The sequence below is a fragment of the Campylobacter sp. IFREMER_LSEM_CL2090 genome (assembly GCF_025771865.1).
GTDB classification, from domain to species: Bacteria; Campylobacterota; Campylobacteria; order Campylobacterales; family Campylobacteraceae; genus Campylobacter_D; species Campylobacter_D lari_D.
Genome location: NZ_JAKMRA010000002.1, coordinates 114,378 through 133,416 on the forward strand (window position 1 = coordinate 114,378; position 19,039 = coordinate 133,416).

Here is a 19,039-nt window from a genome sequence, read left to right on the forward strand (position 1 = left end):
CTCAAAGCTCCATAGAATTTTCTATATTTTGTTCTTTTGGTGGATTTTTATAATTTTCATCAATGCTTTGCAAGCGGTTTTCATATTCTTTTGCCATTTTTAAAAATTCTTCTTTGTTTTTTCCACTTAAGCTTGATTTTGGAATTTTAACTATAGTTTCAGGATTAATTGCTTTATTATTTAGATAAAGTCCAAAATGCAAATGTGGTCCAGTACTCATACCAGTAGAGCCTACATAAGCAATCACTTGTCCTTGCTTAACTTTTTGTCCGCGTTTGATTTTTGCAAAGCGACTAAGATGAGCATATAAAGTCATATAGCCTGACATGTGTTTTACTTGTACAACCTTACCATAACCACCTTTTGTCCCAACAAAGCTAATCGTTCCATCTCCTGCACTTTTAACTGGAGTACCCGTTGGAGCTGCATAGTCAATACCTAGGTGTGCTCTATAGCGTTTTAATATAGGATGGTATCTTGCTCTAGTAAAACGATCTGAAATTCTTGTATATTTGACAGGTTTAGTTAAAAAGAAATTTTCAAGCTCTTTTCCTTGAGCATTATAATAAGAATCTTTATATAAAAATACAGAATATTCTTTACCTCTAATATTAGCTAAAGCCGCTTGGATATTAATATCGCCAAAAAGTCTTCCTAGTCTTCTTTTTTGCTCATAAATTAATACTACACTATCGCCTTTTCTAACATTTTTAAAATTAACACTATTTTTAAAAGCTCTTACCATAGCTCTTGCTAAGGTTACGCTACCACTTTCATCATAAACATCTTGATAAGCTGAATTGTTAATAGCTACGCGAATAGTTCTTTTTTCTTTGGTATAAGAAATTGGAGTAAAACTTAATACGAATTTATTTTCAGTATTTTTGTAAATATGAATTTGTAAATCATCACTGATTGGGATTAAAACCTGTTCTAATTCTCCTTGATCATCTTTTAACATTTGGTATTTAATACCACTTGCAATTTCTGCACTTAGTTCTTTATCTTCAGCATCAAGATTATAGTATAAATTTAAAGGTATAGAGTGATCTTGTAAAAAATCAAGTAAAGTTTTGCCATTCTCCCAAGAAAGTTCTTCAACACTTGAAATAGCAAAAAGTTTTATCGATATAAGTAAAGATATGAAAATTTTTTTCATGGTATTTTAAAGCCTTCTAAAATTTAAACATAAATTTGTATTTTACTTAATTTTTCTTACAATTTTGTAAGGAAAATACAATATAATTTAATTTTTACACTTTTTTAAGGAGCATCAGTTGTCAAGAATTATTTTAATACTTTGTTGTTTTTTAGCATTTTTGCAAGCTAAAAATTTTGATTTAATACAAACAAAACTTGAAAAAGTAGATGATATTTATGGTTATATAAAAGATGATCCTAGAATTTTATTGCACTCAAGTGGTATAGTTGTGCATGAAATTGATACACAAAAATCAATTATTGCAAGAGCTAGTGTGATAGGACGTGAAAATGGCTTAGTTAAATTACAATTTAAAGTTTTTGATATGCTAGCTCAAGATGCTATGCCTTTACCAAATGTATTGCCACAAGTAGGCGATAAAATAGTTTTAAATTATTTATATGATAGAGCCTTGATTATAGCTCCTGATAAAAATGTGTATGATTTTATAGCTCAAAAATTAAATGGACTTTATTTTTTACACCCTGATTTATTTGGTGCTCATATGATACAAGAATACCGCCAAACTCCAAGAAGATCAGATTTTAGATCTTTTTGTTCAAAAAATGCTGTTGGGCTTTTAGTGGTAGCTTTAGAAAATAAAGCTGAGATAGTTGATTGTCAAGATTTTGGCAAGATAGAAGAATTTAACATACCTCAAGCTCAAAGTTTGCAAATTCCATTTTATTCAAGAATTACAGGTTATAAAAGCGATATTTTTAGCTTAAATGATGAAGCAATTGGAAATTATTATGTATATTATGAAAAATTAATTAGCTTAACTAGAGAAAAATAATGCAAGAAATCCATCAAAAATTTTTTCAAGATCTTTTAGGGATTGAAAATGCTCATTTTGATCCTATCCATAAAAGAGCGTATAGTTATGATGCTACTAAAAAGCATTATTTACCTGATGGAGTGCTTTTTCCAAGAGATGAAAATGATATTAGTCAAATTTTAAAATATTGTAATGAAAATAAAATCATCGTTATTCCTAGGGGCTCAGGTAGTGGATTTACCGGTGGAAGCTTAGCTATTAATGGTGGAGTAGTGTTAAGCTTTGAAAAACATATGAATAAAATTTTAGAAATTGATCTTGAAAATTTAGTTGCAGTAGTGCAGCCTGGTGTGATAAATATGGCTTTACAAGAAAAAGCAAAAGAATATGGTTTATTTTATCCACCTGATCCTGCTAGTATGGAGTATTCTTCTTTAGGGGGGAATGTAAGCGAAAATGCAGGGGGTATGAGAGCTGCTAAGTATGGTATAACTAAAGATTATGTAATGGCTTTAAGAGCTGTTTTACCTAATGGAGAAATCATTAGAGCAGGTAAAAAAACTATAAAAGATGTAGCGGGTTATAATCTAGCTGGAATTTTAATAGCAAGTGAGGGATCTTTGGCTGTGCTTAGTGAGATTACTTTAAAACTAGTAGCTTTGCCAAAGTTTAAAAAGACAGCTATGGGGATTTTTAACAGCATTGATGAAGCAATGAATGCAGTTTATAAAACTTTAGCTAAAGGTGTGACTCCTGTATCTATGGAATTTTTAGATCAATTAAGCATACAAGCATTAGAACAAAAATTCCAAAAAGGCTTACCTATGGATGCGGGTGCGATTTTAATCGCTGATGTAGATGGCAATGTAGAAGAGGCTATTGAAGCAGATTTAAAAATTTTGCAAGAGAGTTTTTATGAATCTGGCGTAAGAGAGTTTAAAATAGCAAAAGATGAGCAAGAAGCAGCCAATATTTGGTTTGCTAGAAGAAACTGCTCTCAAAGTATAGCAATGTATGGAAATTTAAAGCTTAATGAAGATATTACAGTGCCGCGTTCAAAACTACCTGATCTTTTAAAAGGCATAGCTGAAATTTCTAAAAAATATGGTTTTAAAATCCCTTGTTTTGGTCATACTGGCGATGGTAATGTGCATACTAATGTAATGGTAAGTGATAAAAATAATCCTGAGTTGGTTAAAAAAGGTTACGAAGCTGTAGAAGAGGTGTTTAAGCTTACAGTTTCTTTGGGTGGGACTTTAAGTGGAGAGCATGGTATAGGCATTTCAAAAGCTCCTTTTATGAAGCTTGCTTTTAGCGAAGCTGAAATGGACTTGATGAGAAATATCAAAAAAGCATTTGATCCAAATAATATACTTAATCCTTTTAAAATGGGACTTTGATGAATTTTAAAAACTTCATAAAAATTCTTTTAAGCATAAGAGATAAAGAAATTTTAAATTATGCTGCAGCTTTGAGTTTTTATACTATTTTATCTTTAATACCGCTTTTATTTTTATGTTTTTGGGTTTTTACTCAAATTCCAAGTTTTGAAATGTATCAAGAAAGAATTAAAAATTTAATTTTTACTTTTTTAATCCCAACTCAACAAGAATTAATAACACAATATATTAACACTTTTTTAAAAAATAGTGTCAATCTTGGTTTAATTGGTCTTTTAGCTATGGCTTTGACTTCTTTAGCATTTTTTTCAGGTTATGATTATGTTATTAATAAGCTTTTAGAAGAAGACTCTAAAAGTCTTTGGCATAGTATAAGTTCTTATTGGACTTTGGCAACATTAACTCCACTTGGACTTGGAGTGAGTTTTTACATTTCAGGTTTTATACAAAAAACCTTAGATGATTTTAATATTGCTTTAAATTTTTTTGAGATTTTACCTTATGTGATTATATGGGCTTTGTTTTTTACATCTTATTCAAGTTCAGTGAGTAAAAAAGGTGATTTAAAAACTTTGCTTATTAGTTCTTTTGGTGCTTCTGTGATTTGGTATATTTCTAAGATGATTTTTGTATATTATGCTGTATATAATAAAACTTATTTAAATGTATATGGTTCTTTTTCTGTGATATTGTTTTTCTTTTTGTGGATTTATATTTCTTGGATTATTTATCTTTTGGGTTTAAGAGTTTATTTGATTTTAAATCAAGAAAATAAAGGGAATAAAACCAAGAGAAATTACAAAAAGAGCTAAATAACGATGAAAAATAGCCATGAAGGATAAAAATATATAAATAAGATAAATTTCTAATGGTATGTGTAACAATATACTATTTAATTTAAAATCAAATAATGCTAATAATATTTCATCTAATACATCTCCATAAGATAATAAATGCAGTAATAAACTTATAGGGTAAAATAAAGCAAATAATATGCTTAGAGGTATACCTAAAAATTGTTGGAAACTAATAAGTGGAAAAAAATATAATACAGGAATCATCATTGCTAAAAAAGTCCAAAAATTTATAAAAACAATATGAATATAATTTTTTGAAAAATTATCTTTAAAATGATGTAAATATAAATAAATATAAAATACTCCTAAACTTGAAAACAAAAAGCCAACGCTAAATAATAAATTTGGAAATAAGCTTATACATAAAATTACACTTAAGAATAAAAATTTAAAACTCAAAATTTTAATATTTTTGCTAAATAGATAAAAAGCAAAAATACTCATACATAAAGCTCTTATATAAGAAGGGCTAAAGTCTATTAAAAATATATACAAAATTAAAAGCAAGAAAGTAAAAATACTAATATCAAGTTTTAAACTTCTATAAGGAAAATATCGTTTGTGAAAAAAGGCATATAAAGGAGCAAAAATCAAAAAGCAAAAGCTAAATAACAAGCCCAAATGATATCCACTAATAGCAATTAAATGCGCGATATTGTAAAAATTTACATCATTTCTAAGCTCACTTGATACATTTTTTGCAAAAAATAAAGCCCCGTAAAATTCTTTGATTTTTTCATTTTGATGTTGATTTAAAAAATACTCCACTAAGATATTTTCTTTTTGAGTATTAGTTTTATGAAAATCATAACTTGGTACAAAAAAATTTTTACTAAGATAATCTTTAAAGTTAATATTTTTAGTAATAATCCTAAGATTTATAATATCATTTTTAATTAAATTTAGTTCTTTAAAACTAGTAGTGTAAAAAACAAAATCAGAATTTTTAATTTTAAAAACTTGGTATTTTTTACCTTTTTTATTAGTTTTTTGATAGCTAGATATAATGATATTATTTTTAAGCAATAAATGTTTTGCGAGTTTAAAATTTTGGTATTTTTTATACTCATAAATGAGATTTAGGCTAAAAATTGCTAAAAAACATAATAATAAAATTAAAAATTCTCTATAAGAATCTTTTATAGAGAATTTTAAATTCATTTTTTCTTAGAAAAGCGTGATAAGTATAACCATATAATAAAAATTAAAGTGATTATAAAGGCAGGTGCTATATAAGGATGATTTGAAAAAATTTCAAAAGCCTCCTTTAAGGTGTTTCCAAAAATAAATCCAGCATAACCAAGTATTATAGCCCAAATTAAACTAGCTAGGGTATTGATGATAAAAAATCTTACAAAGCTAAATTTGCAAAGGCCTGCTGCTATAGGAATGATAGTTTTTACCCCGTAAATAAATTTTTGCACTACTAAAAGTAAATCTCCATATTTTTTGATTTTTATCATAGCAAGCGCGATTTTTCTTCTATGATTTTTAAAATAAGGCATTATGTCTTTTTTATAATATTTTCCTAGAATAAATAATAGGGTTGAACCTATGGTATTAGCCAAAAAGGCTAAAAATATACACAAATGCAAATCAAGTTTAGTTGAACTTGCACAAAGTACCCCGGCAGCAAGTATGGCCACCATTCCTCCACCAAAAGAATAAAAAAATAAAATCAAATAACCATAAGTGCTAAGATTATCAATCATTTCTTGCATGAAAAACCTTATCTTGCAAAATCAACAGCTCTAAGCTCTCTGATGACATTAACTTTTATTTCACCAGGGTATTGAACTTTTTCTTGAATTTCTTCAGCTATTTCTTTAGCTAAAAGCACAGATTCATCATCATTGACTAATTTTGCATTAACAATAACTCTAATTTCTCTACCAGCATTAATAGCATAAGCTTTTTTAACCCCTTCTTTACTTTTTGCTATATCTTCAAGTTCGCTAACTCGTTTCAAGAAGGCCTCAAGCACCTCACGCCTTGCTCCAGGGCGTGCAGCACTTAGTGTATCTGCTGTACAAACTGCAGCTGATTCTATACTTGTAGCCTCTTCATGTCCATGGTGAGCATAAATTGCATTAATCACTATAGGATGTTCTTTGTATCTTTTGCAAAGTTCAGCCCCTAAATCTACATGAGAACCTTCAAATTCATGCGTTAAAGCCTTGCCTATATCGTGTAAAATTCCAGCTCTTCTTGCTAGTTTTTCATCGCCACCACACTCAGCTGCTATGATTCCAGCTAAATGCGCTACTTCCAAAGAGTGTGCTAGAGCATTTTGTCCATAACTTGCTCTATATCTTAATTTTCCTATTAATTTAACAATTTCAGGATGGATATTATTAAGTCCTAAATCCATTACTATAGTTTGACCTTCTTCTAAGATATTATCCTCAAATTCTTTGCAAACTTTTTCATGAATTTCTTCTATTTTTGCAGGTTGTATTCTACCGTCTTCAACTAAAAGTTCAATCACCTTTGTAGCAATGGCGCGTCTATAAAGATTAAAACAACTTACTATAATTGCTCCAGGCGTATCATCTATGATAATATCAACACCCAAAACCATTTCTAAGGTTTTAACATTTCTCCCTTCTTTACCTATAATGCGTCCTTTTAACTCATCATTTTTGATATTTACTACATTGATCAACCTTTCAGCAGCGAATTCTCCTGCAAATCTTGAAGTAGCTTGTGCTAAGATAAAATTAGCCTTTCTTTTGGCTTCATTTCTAGCCTCTTCTTCGTATTTTCTAACAATATGAGCAATTTCAGCTCTTGAGGTTTCTTCTACTTTTTGCAAGACTATACTTTTTGCCTCTTCTTGTGTGAGACCAGCTGAATGTTCAAGAATTTTTAAAACATCATTTAACTTTGTTTCGTAGCTTTGTTTTAAATTTTCATTTTCTTCATGTAAAGCTTTTATAGTTTGCTGCTCTTTTGCTAATTTGTTTTTGTTTTCTTCATGAAGTTTTTCTTGATAATGAAGATTTTGTTCTTTTTTGTTGAGTTCTTCTAGCTTAATAGAATACTCTTTTTGTAGTTTTTGAATTTTTTCATCAAATTTTTTCTTTGCTGCAAATTCAGCCTCAGCAACTGAATTTTTAGCATCTTTAAGTGTTAGCTCAGCTTCATATTCAATGGCTTTTGCTTTTGCTTTTGCTTGCTCTAAAAAGATATTGAAATTTGCATCATTAATCTTTTTGGCGACTATATATCCAATCCCTCCGCCTATGAAAACGGCTATTAATGCGACTAATATTTCTATCATTGTTTTTAACTTTCCTAAAATATTTTTTATATGGGTTTATATAAAAATTTCCTTTTATATCATGGTCTTGACTAAAAATTTGATGAGATTTTGCATCCATCATTTGTGTGAAAATAACTAAAGGTTTTTTATAAGAAATATTTTCAAAAAACCTATCGTAAAATCCTTGGCCATGACCAACTCTTCCTAATTTTGCATCTACTCCTATAACAGGGATGATTGCAACATCTATACGAGTTTGCAAAAAAGAATCTTTTGGTTCATATACCCCAAAACTCTTTTTATCAAGAGCTAACCTTAATTTTACTACCTTTAAACTTTTATCTTGCATAAATGGAACAAAAATTCGGTATTTTTTTGTTAAAAAATGTCTGAATTTATAAAGATTAATTTCATATTTTAAAGGAAAATATATAAGGATATTTTTATAATTTTTACAAGATTTTAAAATTTTATTTACTTCTTGAAAAACTAAAAAATCTCTTTTGTATTGAAATTTTAGTTTTAATTTCATTTTAAATTTCTGTTTTATTCTAAAGTCATTTTTTATCAAAGCTTTCCTTGGTTTTTTAACTTTTTATGTTATACTTTTAAGCTTAAAAAATCATAAGGATATGACTTGAAATTTAAAATTTTTTTAGCAATTTTTGCTATGATTTTTTTTACTTCATGCTCAAGTGATAAAGAAAATTCTAGTAATGAAAATACTGATAATGCAAGTTTAAGTCAAAGTGAAAATACTGATTTTACTTTGAAATTTTTAGATGGTAGAAAAATGTATGTGAAATATCATGAACAAGAATTTAATTTTGATGATACAGCAAAAGCTAAGTTGTTTGTATTTTTTACAAGTTGGTGTGAGCCATGTAAAGCTGAAATTCCACATTTAAATAATTTAAATAAAAAATATCAAGATAGATTTGAAGTCATAGCGCTTTTTTTAGAAGAAGATAGAAAACAAGAATTATTGGAGTTTATACAAAAAGAAAAGATGAATTTTCCTTCGGTTTTAGGAGAGAATAGTTTTATTTTTTCTAAAGTTTTAAATATCAGCTCTATACCAACAATGGTTTTATTTAATGCAAAGGGTGAAAAAGTTAAAGAGTATTTAGGTTTAATTCCTGAAGAAATGTTAGATATAGATATACAAAAAGCGATAATGTAATGTTTGGATTTTTAAAAAATGGTTTAAAAAAGACTTTAGAAAGCATCCATTTAGTTAAGGCTTCAAATAAAATCATTACAAAAGATTTGCTTGAAGAGATGCTTTTAGAAGCTGATGTGGCATATGAGATAGTTGAAGAGATTATTTACTATCTTCCTCCAAGTGATGAGGTTAAAAAGGCTGATTTAGAGCGTGTTATGGGGACTTATTTTATTTATGATAAGCCTGAACTTGCTAATGCTAAGCCTTTTGTGGATTTGATTTTAGGTGTAAATGGGGTAGGTAAGACTACAAGTATTGCTAAAATGGCACATTTGCATAAAGAAAATGGTGAAAAAGTTATACTTGGAGCTTGTGATACTTTTAGAGCAGGAGCTATAGAGCAGTTAAAATTATGGGCACAAAAATTAAATATAGATATTATAGCTACTTCACAAGGACATGATCCTTCGGCAGTTGCTTATGATGCTATTTCTAAAGCTTTAGCAAAAAACTATGATAGGGTTATTTTAGATACAGCAGGACGCTTGCAAAATCAAAAAAATCTTGCAAATGAGCTTGAAAAAATTGTTCGCATAAGTGATAAAGCTATGCAAGGAGCTCCTCATAGAAAAATCCTTGTACTTGATGGCACTCAAGGTGTAGCAGGAATTTTGCAAGCAAAAGCTTTTAATGATTTAGTAAAACTTGATGGAGTGATTATTACAAAACTTGATGGAACTGCCAAAGGTGGAGCTTTATTTAGCATAGCAAGAGAGCTTGAACTTCCTATTTTATATGTAGGAGTAGGGGAACAATTAGGACAAATTCATGAGTTTAACCCTAGTGAATATGTTAAAACTTTAGTTGAAGAGATTTTTGCTTAATTTATGGCTAAAAAACACATTTTATTTGAATGTCAAGCTTGTGGAAATCAACAAAGTAAATGGCTAGGCAAATGTCCTGAATGTGGTTCTTGGGATAGTTTTGTTGAGCTAAAGCAAGAACAAGTTAAGGTTTTAAAAGAGTTAAATTCATTCTCAAATACTCCAAGTTCTGCAGTATGTATAAATGATGTTATAGCAGAAAATTTCACACGCATTAGCACTGATGATAATGAGCTTGATTTAGTTTTAGGTGGTGGGCTTGTTGTGGGTTCTTTAGTGTTAATTGGGGGTTCACCCGGGGTTGGAAAATCCACACTTTTATTAAAAATTGCTTCGAATTTGGCTAAAAGTGGTAAAAAAGTGCTTTATGTAAGTGGCGAGGAGAGTAAATCTCAAATCAAACTGCGTGCAGATCGTTTAAATGCAAATTGTGAGAATTTATTTTTACTTACTGAGCTTTGCTTGGAAGATATTTTAAGCGAGCTTTCTAAAAAAGATTATGAAATTTTAATTATTGATTCTATTCAAACTTTATATTCTAATAAAATTACTTCAGCAGCAGGTAGTATCACTCAAGTTAGAGAAATTACTTTTGAGTTGATGCGCTATTCTAAAGCCAATAATATTAGCACTTTTATCATAGGACATATCACTAAAGATGGGGCTATAGCTGGACCTAGAATTTTAGAGCATATGGTAGATGTGGTGCTTTATTTTGAAGGCGATACCAATAAAGAAATAAGAATTTTAAGAGGCTTTAAAAATCGTTTTGGAAATATTTCCGAAGTTGGTATTTTTGAAATGACTTCCAAGGGCTTGATTAGTGCTAAAGATATAGCTAATAGATTTTTTACGCGTGGTAAGGCAGTAAGTGGTAGCGCTTTGAGTGTAGTGATGGAAGGAAGCAGAGCTTTAGTGCTAGAAATTCAAGCCTTAGTTTGTGAGAGTGCTTATCCAAAGCGTAGTGCAACAGGCTATGAAAAAAATCGTTTAGATATGCTTATAGCTTTACTAGAGAGAAAGCTTGAAATTCCCTTGGGGCATTATGATGTTTTTATTAATGTAAGTGGTGGGGTAAAAATTAGTGAAACTGCAGCGGATTTAGCGGTGGTTGCAGCAATTATTTCAAGTTTTAAAAACCGCCCTTTGAGTAAAGATAGTGTTTTTGTGGGTGAGCTTAGTTTAAATGGTGAAATCAAAGAAGTATTTTCACTTGATGTGCGTTTAAAAGAAGCTAAAATGCAAAAATTTAAAAATGCCATAGTACCTGTAAAACCTATGGAGGAACTTGGCTTAAAATGTTTTGTAGCTAAAGAATTGCGTGAGGTTTTAGAATGGATGTAAAATTTGATGTAATCATTATAGGTTCAGGTCTTGGAGGCTTAAGTGCGGGTGCTTTTTTAGCTAAAAATGGAAAAAAAGTTTTAGTTTTAGAACAGCATTCTTTAATCGGTGGTTGTGCTACTTGTTTTAAAAGAAAAGGCGCTTTGATTGATGCGGGACTTCATGAGATGGACCTAGGTGAAGCAAAAACTGATATGAAGTATTTGGTTTTTGAAAAACTTGGTATAAAGGATAAAATTGAAATTTTACCTTTACCAAGTGCATGGAGTATTAAAAGTAAAAATTATAATCTAACTTTACCTCATGGTATAGAAAAAGTAAAAGAAGTTTTGAAAAAAGAATTTCCGCAAGAGTGTAAAGGTATAGATAAATATTTTAAAGCTATAAAAACGCAAGCTTATGCTATTCGAAGATTTCCTTGGGATTTAAAATTAAGTGAGTTGTTGTTGTTTCCTTTTGACACTGCTTGGATATTTATTAAAAATAGATTGTTTAATAAAAAAGTTTATGATGTTTTAAATGCTTATATTAAAAATGATAAGCTAAAAAAGATTTTAAATGCAAATATGAGTTATTATCATCATGATAGTAAAGAATTTATTTTCAGTTTTCATGGCATTGCTCAAAAGCATTATTATGATGGTGGAGTGTATATTAAAGGTGGCTCGCAAGCTTTAAGTGATGCTTTGGCTGAGGTTATCAAAGAAAATCAAGGGCAGGTTTTAGCTAAGGCTGAAGTTGTTAAAATACTCACAAAAGAACAAAAAGCTTATGGAGTAGAATACATTCAAAATAATCAAAAATATACCATCCATGCGCAAAATATCATCGCAAATTGCGATCCTTTAATCGTATATAAAGACTTGCTTAAAGAGTTAAATTTAACCCAAGAAATCAAAGCAATAGAATCTAAAAAGCGTGCTTGTTCTTTAGTGAGCGCTTATTTTATTTATGATAAAGATATTTCTAAAATTTATGAAAATATGGATTATTGCAATTTTATATTCGAAGATGATTTTTTAAATAGTTCATATGAAAACACTAATATTTTAAAACTAGATATTAAACAAAGGCCTATGGCTTTTGTGAATTATTCTAAGGTTGATAGTGGCTTAGCTAGTGATAAATACATAGGTGTTGTAGCTTTTAGTTCAAATTATAGCGAATGGGATTTAAATAAGCAAGATTATAAAACTAAAAAAGAAGAAGTATTAAAAGCCATAGTGCAAAGGCTTGATGAGATTTTTCCAAATTTAAGTTCACACTTAATCCATCAAGAATTAGCCACGCCAAAAACTATACAAAGATATACTAAAGCTTACGAGGGTACAATTTATGGATTTTCTCAAGATCAAGAAGGGGTTAAATATAGATTGCATTATAAAAGTAAAAGTATAGAAAATTTATATTTTGCTAATGCTTTTATATTTCCTGGAGGTGGTTTTACAGGTGCGATTTTGGGTGGATATTTTTGTGCTAATAAAATGAATTTTCATTAAAATATAAGCAATTTTTTTTTATAATATTAGCTTTGAAATATTTATTCTGCTAAGGATTTTTAATGAAAGATTTATTTTTATTTAGTTCTTTTATAGATTCTAGCCACACTTTTGCATACTTTTTTCATTTGGGTATAGTGGTTGTGATTTCTTTGATTTTAGCAAAACTTGCTACAAGATCTATGCAAATTGTCCCAAGAGGTAGTCAGAATTTGGCTGAAGCTTATATGGAAGGCATTTTAAGCATGGGTAGGGATACTATGGGTAGCGATGAAGCTGCTAGAAAATATTTACCTTTAGTTGCAACTATAGGTTTTATGGTGTTTTTTAGTAATATCATAGGAATCATCCCTGGTTTTGAAGCTCCAACAGCAAGTTTAAATTTTAGTGCTTCTTTGGCTATTATAGTATTTGTGTATTATCATTTTGAAGGTATTAGAACTCAAGGATTTTTTAAGTATTTTGCACATTTCATGGGACCTGTGAAAATTCTAGCACCTTTGATGTTTCCTATAGAAGTGGTTTCTCATTTTTCAAGAGTTATTTCTTTATCTTTCCGTTTATTTGGTAATATCAAGGGAGATGATTTATTCTTAGCAGTTATTTTAGCTCTTGTGCCTTGGGTTGCGCCATTGCCTGCTTATATGCTTTTAACTTTTATGGCATTTTTACAATCTTTTATTTTTATGATTTTAACTTATGTTTATTTAGCAGGTGCAACTGTAGTTGATGAGCATCATTAATTTTTAAAAAGCAAAAAATATTTTTTGCTTTTTTCTTTTTTAATCTTCTTCTTTTATTCTTTTTTAAACTCTTTTTGAAATAAAAAACGCTAGAATAAACAAAAAATTCTAAGGAAAATTTTAATGTTTGAAGTTGTTATAGGACTTGAAGTTCATGCACAATTAAATACAAAAACAAAAATCTTTTGTTCATGTGCGACTTCTTTTGGAGAAAAATCAAATACTAATGTATGCCCAACATGTTTAGCTTTACCAGGTGCTTTACCTGTATTAAATCAAGAAGCGGTAAAAAAAGCCATAGCATTTGGAAAAGCAGTTAATGCAACTATAAATAAAAAAAGTATTTTTAATAGAAAAAATTATTTTTATCCTGATTTACCAAAAGCTTATCAAATTTCGCAATTTGATATTCCTATAGTGGAAAATGGTGAGTTATTTATCAATGTAAATGGAGAAAATAAACGCATAGGTATCACTAGGGCTCATTTAGAAGAAGATGCAGGAAAAAATATACATGAGAGTAATTTTTCAAAAGTAGATTTAAATAGAGCAGGCACGCCTTTGCTTGAAATTGTCAGTGAACCTGAACTTAGAAGTTCCGATGAAGCAGTGGCTTATTTGAAAAAATTACATTCTATTATAAGATTTTTAGACATTTCAGATGCAAATATGCAAGAAGGTAGTTTTAGATGTGATGCTAATGTTAGTATTCGTCCTAAAGGTGATGATAAGCTTTATACTAGAGTGGAGATTAAAAATTTAAATTCATTCCGTTTTATTCAAAAGGCGATTGAGTATGAAGTAAAACGCCAAAGTGAAGCTTGGGAAGATGGAAAATACGATCAAGAAGTTGTGCAAGAAACAAGATTATTTGATACGGTTAATTTAGTTACTAGAAGTATGAGAGGTAAGGAAGATTCTGCTGAATATAGATATTTCCCTGATCCTGATCTTTTACCTGTAATTTTAGATGATGAAATGCTAAATCAAGATATACCTGAACTTCCTGATGAGAAAAAAGCTAGATTTGTGAGTGAATTGGGTATTAAAGAAAGTGATAGTGAAGTGATTGTTTCTTCATTAGAGCTTTGTAGATATTTTGAGTTTCTAATTAATCAAAAATTAAATCCAAAACTTTGTGTTACTTGGCTTACGACAGAGTTAATGGGGCTTCTAAAAGGCGAATTGACTATAGAAAACTCACCTATAAAACAAGAAAAATTAGCTGTTTTGATCAAACGTATAGAAGAAGGTGTTATTAGCGCTAAAGCAGGTAAGGATATTTTAGCTTATGTATTTGAAAATACAGAAGTTGAAATTGATGATGCTATTGAAAAACTTGGTTTAAAACAAGTAAGTGATGATGGTGCTATTGAAAAGATTATTGATGAAATTTTAGCAAACAATGAAGATAAAGTAGCTGAATATAAAAGTGGTAAAGATAAACTTTTTGGTTTCTTTGTCGGTCAGGCAATGAAAGCAGGTAAGGGTGCATTTAATCCTGCTAAGGTAAATGAAATTTTAAAAGCAAAACTTGGTTAAATATGAAAATAGCAGTTGTTGGTGCAGGAAAATGGGGAAGTGCTTTATATGATGCATTGAGCGTTAAAAATGAATGCGTAATAACTTCTTTTCACGAAAAAGATCTTTCTTATTTTGTTAGTACCAAAGAAGCTTTAGAATATGAATATTTAGTTTTTGCTTTATATGCTCAAGGAATGCATGAATGGCTTGCAAATAATTTTAAAGATTTAAATCAAAAAATTCTTGTAGCTTCTAAGGGTATTGATTGTAAAAGTTTAAAATTTATGGATGAGGTTTTTAGTGAGTTCATAAGTAGTGATAGGCTTTGTTTTTTAAGTGGTCCTTCTTTTGCAAGTGAAGTTTTAGAAAAAAAACCTTGTGCTTTGGTTGTTAGTGGTAAAAATCAAGAGCTTTGTAATCAATTTGCAAGTTTTTTTCCAAATTATATTAAAACCTATACAAGTTCTGATGTTAAAGGCGCTGAAATTTGTGGTGCATATAAGAATGTTTTAGCAATTGCAAGTGGAGTTTGCGATGGTTTAAATTTAGGCAATAATGCAAGAGCTTCTTTAGTTTCAAGAGGCTTGGTGGAAATGCACCGCTTTGGACAATTTTTTAATGCTAAAGAAGAAACATTTTTAGGGCTTAGTGGGGCTGGAGATTTATTTTTAACAGCTTCAAGTAACTTATCAAGAAATTATAGAGTAGGTTTGAGTTTGGCTAGTGACAAAAATATAAAAGATATTTTAATGGAACTTGGCGAGGTAGCTGAAGGAGTGCAAACTGCTTATGCTATACATTCTTTATCGAAACAATTTCAAATTTATACCCCGATTGTTAACGAAGTAGTCTTAATGCTAGAGGGTAAGAATGCTTGGGAATCTTTAAAAGATTTGATGTCATCAAAGGAGGAAATATCATGATCATCAAAAATGCAAAAATTTATGGCGAGCAAAAGCTTGATCTTAAAATAGAAGATGGGAAAATTACTCAAATTGCTAATGATTTAAATGATGATGAGTATATTGTTGATATAGAAGGCAAAACTTTACTTCCCTCGTTTATTGATTTAAATGTTAGTTTGCTTGATAATGAATTTAGTATAGATAAATTATATGATCTTGAAAAAGCATGCTTAAAAGGTGGGGTAGGGACTATTGTTTTAAAAGATAGTTTAGAAGCTAATACTCAAGGCTATGCGCTTTATTTTGATAAATTAAAATCTTTAGATATTAATGTTTTACCTACTATTAATGTATTAGATAAAACAGAAAAATTAAAAAATATTGCTACCTTAATTGATATGGGCGCAAAAGGCTTAGAGCTTTCAAGTACTTTAGGAGCAAATTATTTAAGACAATGTATGCAATATGCCAATATGAAATCAACCCCTGTATTTTTAAAGTGTTTTGATGAGAGTTTTGACGATCATGGAGTAATGAATGATGGACAAATAAGCTTTGAATTAGGACTTATAGGAATTAGTGATATAGCTGAAACTAGTGAAGTGGCAAAAATGAAAGAATTAGTGGAATTTTATAAAAATAAAGCTTGTTTTAGCTCTTTAGCAATTACAAGATCGTTTGAATTATTACATGATCAATATAGTGAAATTTCAATCCATCATTTAATCAAAGATGAAAGTACTTGTGAAAATTTTAACACTCAAGCAAAAATTTTACCTCCATTAAGAACAAAAGATGAAGTAACAAATCTTAAAAAGTTGCTTCAAGATAAGAAAATCACTTTCTTAAGTTCTTTACATGCTCCTAACACTAAAAAAGATTTGGCTTTTGATGAAGCAGGTTTTGGAGTTAATGCCATAGCTATATATATGAGTTTATGTTTTACATATTTAGTAAAAGAAGGTATCTTAACTTGGAAAGAATTATGTGATTTTACAAGCTATAATCAAGCGCAATTTTTAGGATTAAATAAAGGTAAAATAGAACTTGGTTTTGATGCTGATTTAGTTGTATTTGATGAAAAACTTTCTTTTAATGGAGAAGGTTTATATGCAAATGATATCTTGCAAGGTAAGGTAGAAAAAAGTTTTATAGCGGGAAAAGTTTTTAGCCTTTAAGCTAAAAACTTTTATTTATCTTGCATAGCTTGAGCTACTTGAGCTGAACTATTTCTAATTTTTTCCATACATTCTCTAGCTTCTTTGGCTAAATCCACGCTTTGATTTACGCCACTTAAGCCATCTTTAATGCTTTGTACAACTTCAGCTGTTACATTTCTGATAGAATTAATGGTAGTAGTGATTTCATTTACTGAATGTCCAGTTCTTTCAGCTAGATTTCTAACTTCATCAGCAACAACAGCAAAACCTCTACCATGCTCACCTGCACGCGCTGCCTCAATAGCTGCATTTAGAGCTAAAAGATTGGTTTGATCAGCTATATCGCTAATGGTTTGAATAATATTTTTAATTTCTTCTGATTGCTCATTTAATGATGATACGAGATTACTACTATTGTTCATCATATCAGCAATGCCTTGAATATTTTGAACCGTATTTTCTATAACACTATCGCCCTCTTGAGTGAGATTGTCATTTTGTTCAGCTAATTCACTAATGAGCTTTAATTTTTCCTCATCTCTTACAACTTGTTCGGTAATATCTGTTGCAAATTTAATAACTTTGTAAATTTCTCCATCATCATTTTTGATAGGATTATAACTTGCTTCTAAATGGATTAGTTTGTTGTTTTTACCAAAGCGTATGAATTTTCCTGATTGAAATTTACCACTTCTTAGCTCTTCCCAAAAAATTGTATATTCTTTGGAATTTCTAAATTTTTCCTCGCAGAACATACTATGGTGTTTTCCTTTGATTTCACTTAGTGAATAACCCATGGTTTGAGTGAAGTTTTCATTAGCATTTAAAATCTCTCCATAAGGATTAAATTCAATAATAGCCATAGAACGATTAGCGGCATCTATGGTGTTTTTTAGATCAAGCATTTCATAGTTTCTTTGAGTAATGTCATTTGCAAATTTAATAACCTTATACACTTCATTGTTTTGGTTTAAAATAGGAAGATAATTGGCTTCAAGATAAATATCTTTCCCGCCTTTTGCAATGCGTCTAAAAAGTCCATTTCTTGATATACCACTTTTTAAATCTCTCCAAAAATCAACATAGCGTTGTGACTTTACAACCTCTGGTAAACAAAACATACTATGATGTTTACCTTTGATTTCATTTAAAGAGTAATTCATAGTTTTTAGAAAATTTTCATTAGCATTAATAATAGTTCCATCTGTTTGAAATTCTATCATGGCCATAGTTTTGCTAATAGCATTAAGTATATCTTGAAAAGCTTGATTAGATTGCTCTAATTGAGTAATTTGTTCATTAATTTTTTTCTTGTTGATAAACATAAAACCCCTTTATAAAATAATTCGGAATTATATAGTGCTTTTTAAAATAAATAATTTGTTTATATTAGCTTTTTGTTAAATTATAAAATTTTTCTTGGAGAGAATTTCTTATTTCATCGTTAATTTTCTCATTGTCATTTAGATATTGTTTGTTAAGTTCTTCAAGCTCTTTTAAAAATCCAAAAAGTGTTTCTTCCCATAAAGCATTATTTCTTTTACTTAAATTCATTGTTTGGATATGATTAAGTTTTCTACTCATATCGCTTAAATTCTCTAAAAATTCATCTTTATAATTTTCATCTTGGAGTGTAAAGGTATTTTGTAAAAGATTATTTTTTATATTTCTTATTTCTTCGTTAATTAGATCACAAAATTCAGGATAAATATCATTTTTAATAGGTTCAAGTAAGGCTTGTTCATCTAGTTTTAGAGTATATTTTTTTATGGCAAAAAAAAGAATTAAAAAAGCTATTGCACTGACTAAAATATAGAAAGTCATTTTGTTTTGATAATCCTTAAAAAATAAAAATGGTGCGGTTAGCGAGATTTGAACTCGCACACGCTGAGCGCACCACCCCCTCAAGATGGCGTGTCTACCAATTCCACCATAACCGCATAAGCCCCACAAGAGGGCTTTGAAAATTTTAAGCTGCTACTAATGCTTGGAATGGATTAGCATAAAGAGCGATAAGAGCAATAACAAGTGCATAAATAACTTGAGCTTCAATCATCGCTAAAGCAATAAACATAGTAGTCATTAATTTACCACCAAGACCAGGGTTTCTAGCAGTACCTGCTATAGTTGCTGCTGCAGTATTACCCATACCGATAGCTCCACCTAAAGCTGCAACACCAAGTCCTAAACCTGCTGCTAAGATAGAAAAAGAAGCTAACCATTGATTCATAGAACCTTCAGCTGCAAATGCAAAACCGCTTAAAGCTAGCATTAAAAATACGATTTTTTTCATAGTTTTTCCTTGTAAAAATTT

At 29.6% G+C, this 19,039-nt stretch carries 19 protein-coding genes and 1 tRNA gene; 11 read left to right on the top strand and 9 right to left on the bottom strand.

All coding sequences use genetic code 11. The annotated features are described in order from the left end of the window. Position 1 precedes the first annotated feature (1 nt). A complete protein-coding gene (locus L8V85_RS01760) occupies positions 2–1,159 on the bottom strand; it encodes a M23 family metallopeptidase (protein WP_133319708.1) in 1,158 nt (385 codons plus the stop codon). Positions 1,160–1,286: 127 nt separating this feature from the next. Here L8V85_RS01760 and L8V85_RS01765 point away from each other — a divergent pair, with 127 nt between their 5' ends. The 3 genes from L8V85_RS01765 to L8V85_RS01775 are packed head-to-tail and all read left to right on the top strand — an operon-like array spanning position 1,287 to position 4,191. Further along, entirely contained in the window at positions 1,287–1,997 is a 711-nt protein-coding gene (locus tag L8V85_RS01765) for a plasminogen-binding N-terminal domain-containing protein (protein ID WP_375154839.1), read from the top strand. Next, the gene (locus tag L8V85_RS01770; RefSeq protein WP_263737350.1) at positions 1,997–3,379 is read left to right on the top strand and encodes an FAD-linked oxidase C-terminal domain-containing protein; all 1,383 of its coding nucleotides are present in this window, start codon (positions 1,997–1,999) and stop codon (positions 3,377–3,379) included. The genes L8V85_RS01765 and L8V85_RS01770 overlap by 1 nt, the downstream gene beginning before the upstream one ends. Next, positions 3,379–4,191: a YihY/virulence factor BrkB family protein gene (locus tag L8V85_RS01775; RefSeq protein WP_133319705.1), complete on the top strand. Its 813-nt coding sequence runs from the start codon at positions 3,379–3,381 to the stop codon at positions 4,189–4,191. Before L8V85_RS01770 ends, L8V85_RS01775 begins: the two co-directional genes overlap by 1 nt. On the opposite strand, the gene L8V85_RS01780 is transcribed toward L8V85_RS01775, so the two are convergent. Genes L8V85_RS01780 through L8V85_RS01795 form a run of 4 tightly spaced genes read right to left on the bottom strand, consistent with a single transcriptional unit; the run spans position 4,138 to position 8,072 of the window. Beyond that, positions 4,138–5,397 carry a ComEC/Rec2 family competence protein gene (locus L8V85_RS01780; protein WP_263737351.1) on the bottom strand — a complete coding sequence of 420 codons (1,260 nt, stop codon included), beginning with the start codon at positions 5,395–5,397 and terminating at the stop codon, positions 4,138–4,140. The genes L8V85_RS01775 and L8V85_RS01780 overlap by 54 nt on opposite strands. After that, entirely contained in the window at positions 5,394–5,957 is a 564-nt protein-coding gene (locus L8V85_RS01785) for a DedA family protein (protein WP_133319703.1), read from the bottom strand. Before L8V85_RS01785 ends, L8V85_RS01780 begins: the two co-directional genes overlap by 4 nt. 8 nt (positions 5,958–5,965) lie before the next feature. Continuing rightward, positions 5,966–7,519, bottom strand: coding sequence for a ribonuclease Y (gene rny / locus L8V85_RS01790; RefSeq protein WP_263737352.1), 1,554 nt, complete (start codon positions 7,517–7,519; stop codon positions 5,966–5,968). Next, positions 7,443–8,072, bottom strand: a complete 630-nt coding sequence (locus L8V85_RS01795; RefSeq protein WP_263737353.1) for a 5-formyltetrahydrofolate cyclo-ligase — start codon at positions 8,070–8,072, stop codon at positions 7,443–7,445. Before L8V85_RS01795 ends, rny begins: the two co-directional genes overlap by 77 nt. Before the next feature lie 66 nt (positions 8,073–8,138). On the opposite strand from L8V85_RS01795, the gene L8V85_RS01800 reads away from it, so the two are divergent. The 8 genes from L8V85_RS01800 (at position 8,139) to L8V85_RS01835 (ending at position 16,743) form a co-directional block, all read left to right on the top strand. Next, positions 8,139–8,684 carry a TlpA family protein disulfide reductase gene (locus L8V85_RS01800; protein WP_263737354.1) on the top strand — a complete coding sequence of 182 codons (546 nt, stop codon included), beginning with the start codon at positions 8,139–8,141 and terminating at the stop codon, positions 8,682–8,684. Continuing rightward, positions 8,684–9,550, top strand: a complete 867-nt coding sequence (gene ftsY / locus L8V85_RS01805) for a signal recognition particle-docking protein FtsY (protein WP_133319699.1) — start codon at positions 8,684–8,686, stop codon at positions 9,548–9,550. Before L8V85_RS01800 ends, ftsY begins: the two co-directional genes overlap by 1 nt. A 3-nt stretch (positions 9,551–9,553) precedes the next feature. Then, a complete protein-coding gene (radA, locus tag L8V85_RS01810; protein WP_263737355.1) occupies positions 9,554–10,894 on the top strand; it encodes a DNA repair protein RadA in 1,341 nt (446 codons plus the stop codon). After that, positions 10,885–12,393 carry a phytoene desaturase family protein gene (locus L8V85_RS01815; RefSeq protein WP_263737356.1) on the top strand — a complete coding sequence of 503 codons (1,509 nt, stop codon included), beginning with the start codon at positions 10,885–10,887 and terminating at the stop codon, positions 12,391–12,393. Before radA ends, L8V85_RS01815 begins: the two co-directional genes overlap by 10 nt. A 62-nt stretch (positions 12,394–12,455) precedes the next feature. Beyond that, the gene (locus L8V85_RS01820; protein WP_133319696.1) at positions 12,456–13,136 is read left to right on the top strand and encodes a F0F1 ATP synthase subunit A; all 681 of its coding nucleotides are present in this window, start codon (positions 12,456–12,458) and stop codon (positions 13,134–13,136) included. A 123-nt stretch (positions 13,137–13,259) separates the two neighbouring features. Next, the gene (gatB, locus tag L8V85_RS01825) at positions 13,260–14,678 is read left to right on the top strand and encodes an Asp-tRNA(Asn)/Glu-tRNA(Gln) amidotransferase subunit GatB (protein WP_263737357.1); all 1,419 of its coding nucleotides are present in this window, start codon (positions 13,260–13,262) and stop codon (positions 14,676–14,678) included. Positions 14,679–14,680: 2 nt separating this feature from the next. Further along, positions 14,681–15,583 (top strand): NAD(P)H-dependent glycerol-3-phosphate dehydrogenase, encoded by a 903-nt coding sequence (locus tag L8V85_RS01830; RefSeq protein ID WP_133319694.1) that lies wholly within the window; start codon positions 14,681–14,683, stop codon positions 15,581–15,583. Next, entirely contained in the window at positions 15,580–16,743 is a 1,164-nt protein-coding gene (locus tag L8V85_RS01835; protein ID WP_263737358.1) for a metal-dependent hydrolase, read from the top strand. Before L8V85_RS01830 ends, L8V85_RS01835 begins: the two co-directional genes overlap by 4 nt. Positions 16,744–16,754: 11 nt before the next feature. Here the strand turns inward: L8V85_RS01835 and L8V85_RS01840 are convergent, their stop codons facing one another. The 4 genes from L8V85_RS01840 to L8V85_RS01855 all read right to left on the bottom strand — a co-directional run bounded on the left by L8V85_RS01840 (position 16,755) and on the right by L8V85_RS01855 (position 19,018). Continuing rightward, a complete protein-coding gene (locus L8V85_RS01840) occupies positions 16,755–18,050 on the bottom strand; it encodes a methyl-accepting chemotaxis protein (RefSeq protein ID WP_220566680.1) in 1,296 nt (431 codons plus the stop codon). A gap of 64 nt (positions 18,051–18,114) precedes the next feature. Beyond that, positions 18,115–18,549 carry a hypothetical protein gene (locus L8V85_RS01845; RefSeq protein ID WP_220566681.1) on the bottom strand — a complete coding sequence of 145 codons (435 nt, stop codon included), beginning with the start codon at positions 18,547–18,549 and terminating at the stop codon, positions 18,115–18,117. A 30-nt stretch (positions 18,550–18,579) separates the two neighbouring features. After that, positions 18,580–18,665, bottom strand: a tRNA-Leu gene (locus L8V85_RS01850). A 29-nt stretch (positions 18,666–18,694) separates the two neighbouring features. Beyond that, complete coding sequence (locus tag L8V85_RS01855; protein ID WP_012661906.1) at positions 18,695–19,018, bottom strand: F0F1 ATP synthase subunit C; 324 nt, start codon at positions 19,016–19,018, stop codon at positions 18,695–18,697. Between the last annotated feature and the right edge of the window lie 21 nt (positions 19,019–19,039).

What these genes read in the sequence shown, in the direction of transcription:
- ftsY (WP_133319699.1), top strand. Translation starts at nt 8,684, where the DNA reads ATGTTTGGATTTTTAAAAAATGGTTTAAAAAAGACTTTAGAAAGCATC.
- L8V85_RS01775 (WP_133319705.1), top strand. Translation starts at nt 3,379, where the DNA reads ATGAATTTTAAAAACTTCATAAAAATTCTTTTAAGCATAAGAGATAAA.
- L8V85_RS01855 (WP_012661906.1), bottom strand. Translation starts at nt 19,018, where the DNA reads ATGAAAAAAATCGTATTTTTAATGCTAGCTTTAAGCGGTTTTGCATTT.
- L8V85_RS01845 (WP_220566681.1), bottom strand. Translation starts at nt 18,549, where the DNA reads ATGACTTTCTATATTTTAGTCAGTGCAATAGCTTTTTTAATTCTTTTT.
- radA (WP_263737355.1), top strand. Translation starts at nt 9,554, where the DNA reads ATGGCTAAAAAACACATTTTATTTGAATGTCAAGCTTGTGGAAATCAA.
- L8V85_RS01780 (WP_263737351.1), bottom strand. Translation starts at nt 5,397, where the DNA reads ATGAATTTAAAATTCTCTATAAAAGATTCTTATAGAGAATTTTTAATT.
- L8V85_RS01770 (WP_263737350.1), top strand. Translation starts at nt 1,997, where the DNA reads ATGCAAGAAATCCATCAAAAATTTTTTCAAGATCTTTTAGGGATTGAA.
- L8V85_RS01820 (WP_133319696.1), top strand. Translation starts at nt 12,456, where the DNA reads ATGAAAGATTTATTTTTATTTAGTTCTTTTATAGATTCTAGCCACACT.
- L8V85_RS01830 (WP_133319694.1), top strand. Translation starts at nt 14,681, where the DNA reads ATGAAAATAGCAGTTGTTGGTGCAGGAAAATGGGGAAGTGCTTTATAT.
- gatB (WP_263737357.1), top strand. Translation starts at nt 13,260, where the DNA reads ATGTTTGAAGTTGTTATAGGACTTGAAGTTCATGCACAATTAAATACA.
- L8V85_RS01815 (WP_263737356.1), top strand. Translation starts at nt 10,885, where the DNA reads ATGGATGTAAAATTTGATGTAATCATTATAGGTTCAGGTCTTGGAGGC.
- L8V85_RS01835 (WP_263737358.1), top strand. Translation starts at nt 15,580, where the DNA reads ATGATCATCAAAAATGCAAAAATTTATGGCGAGCAAAAGCTTGATCTT.
- rny (WP_263737352.1), bottom strand. Translation starts at nt 7,519, where the DNA reads ATGATAGAAATATTAGTCGCATTAATAGCCGTTTTCATAGGCGGAGGG.
- L8V85_RS01760 (WP_133319708.1), bottom strand. Translation starts at nt 1,159, where the DNA reads ATGAAAAAAATTTTCATATCTTTACTTATATCGATAAAACTTTTTGCT.
- L8V85_RS01785 (WP_133319703.1), bottom strand. Translation starts at nt 5,957, where the DNA reads ATGCAAGAAATGATTGATAATCTTAGCACTTATGGTTATTTGATTTTA.
- L8V85_RS01840 (WP_220566680.1), bottom strand. Translation starts at nt 18,050, where the DNA reads ATGTTTATCAACAAGAAAAAAATTAATGAACAAATTACTCAATTAGAG.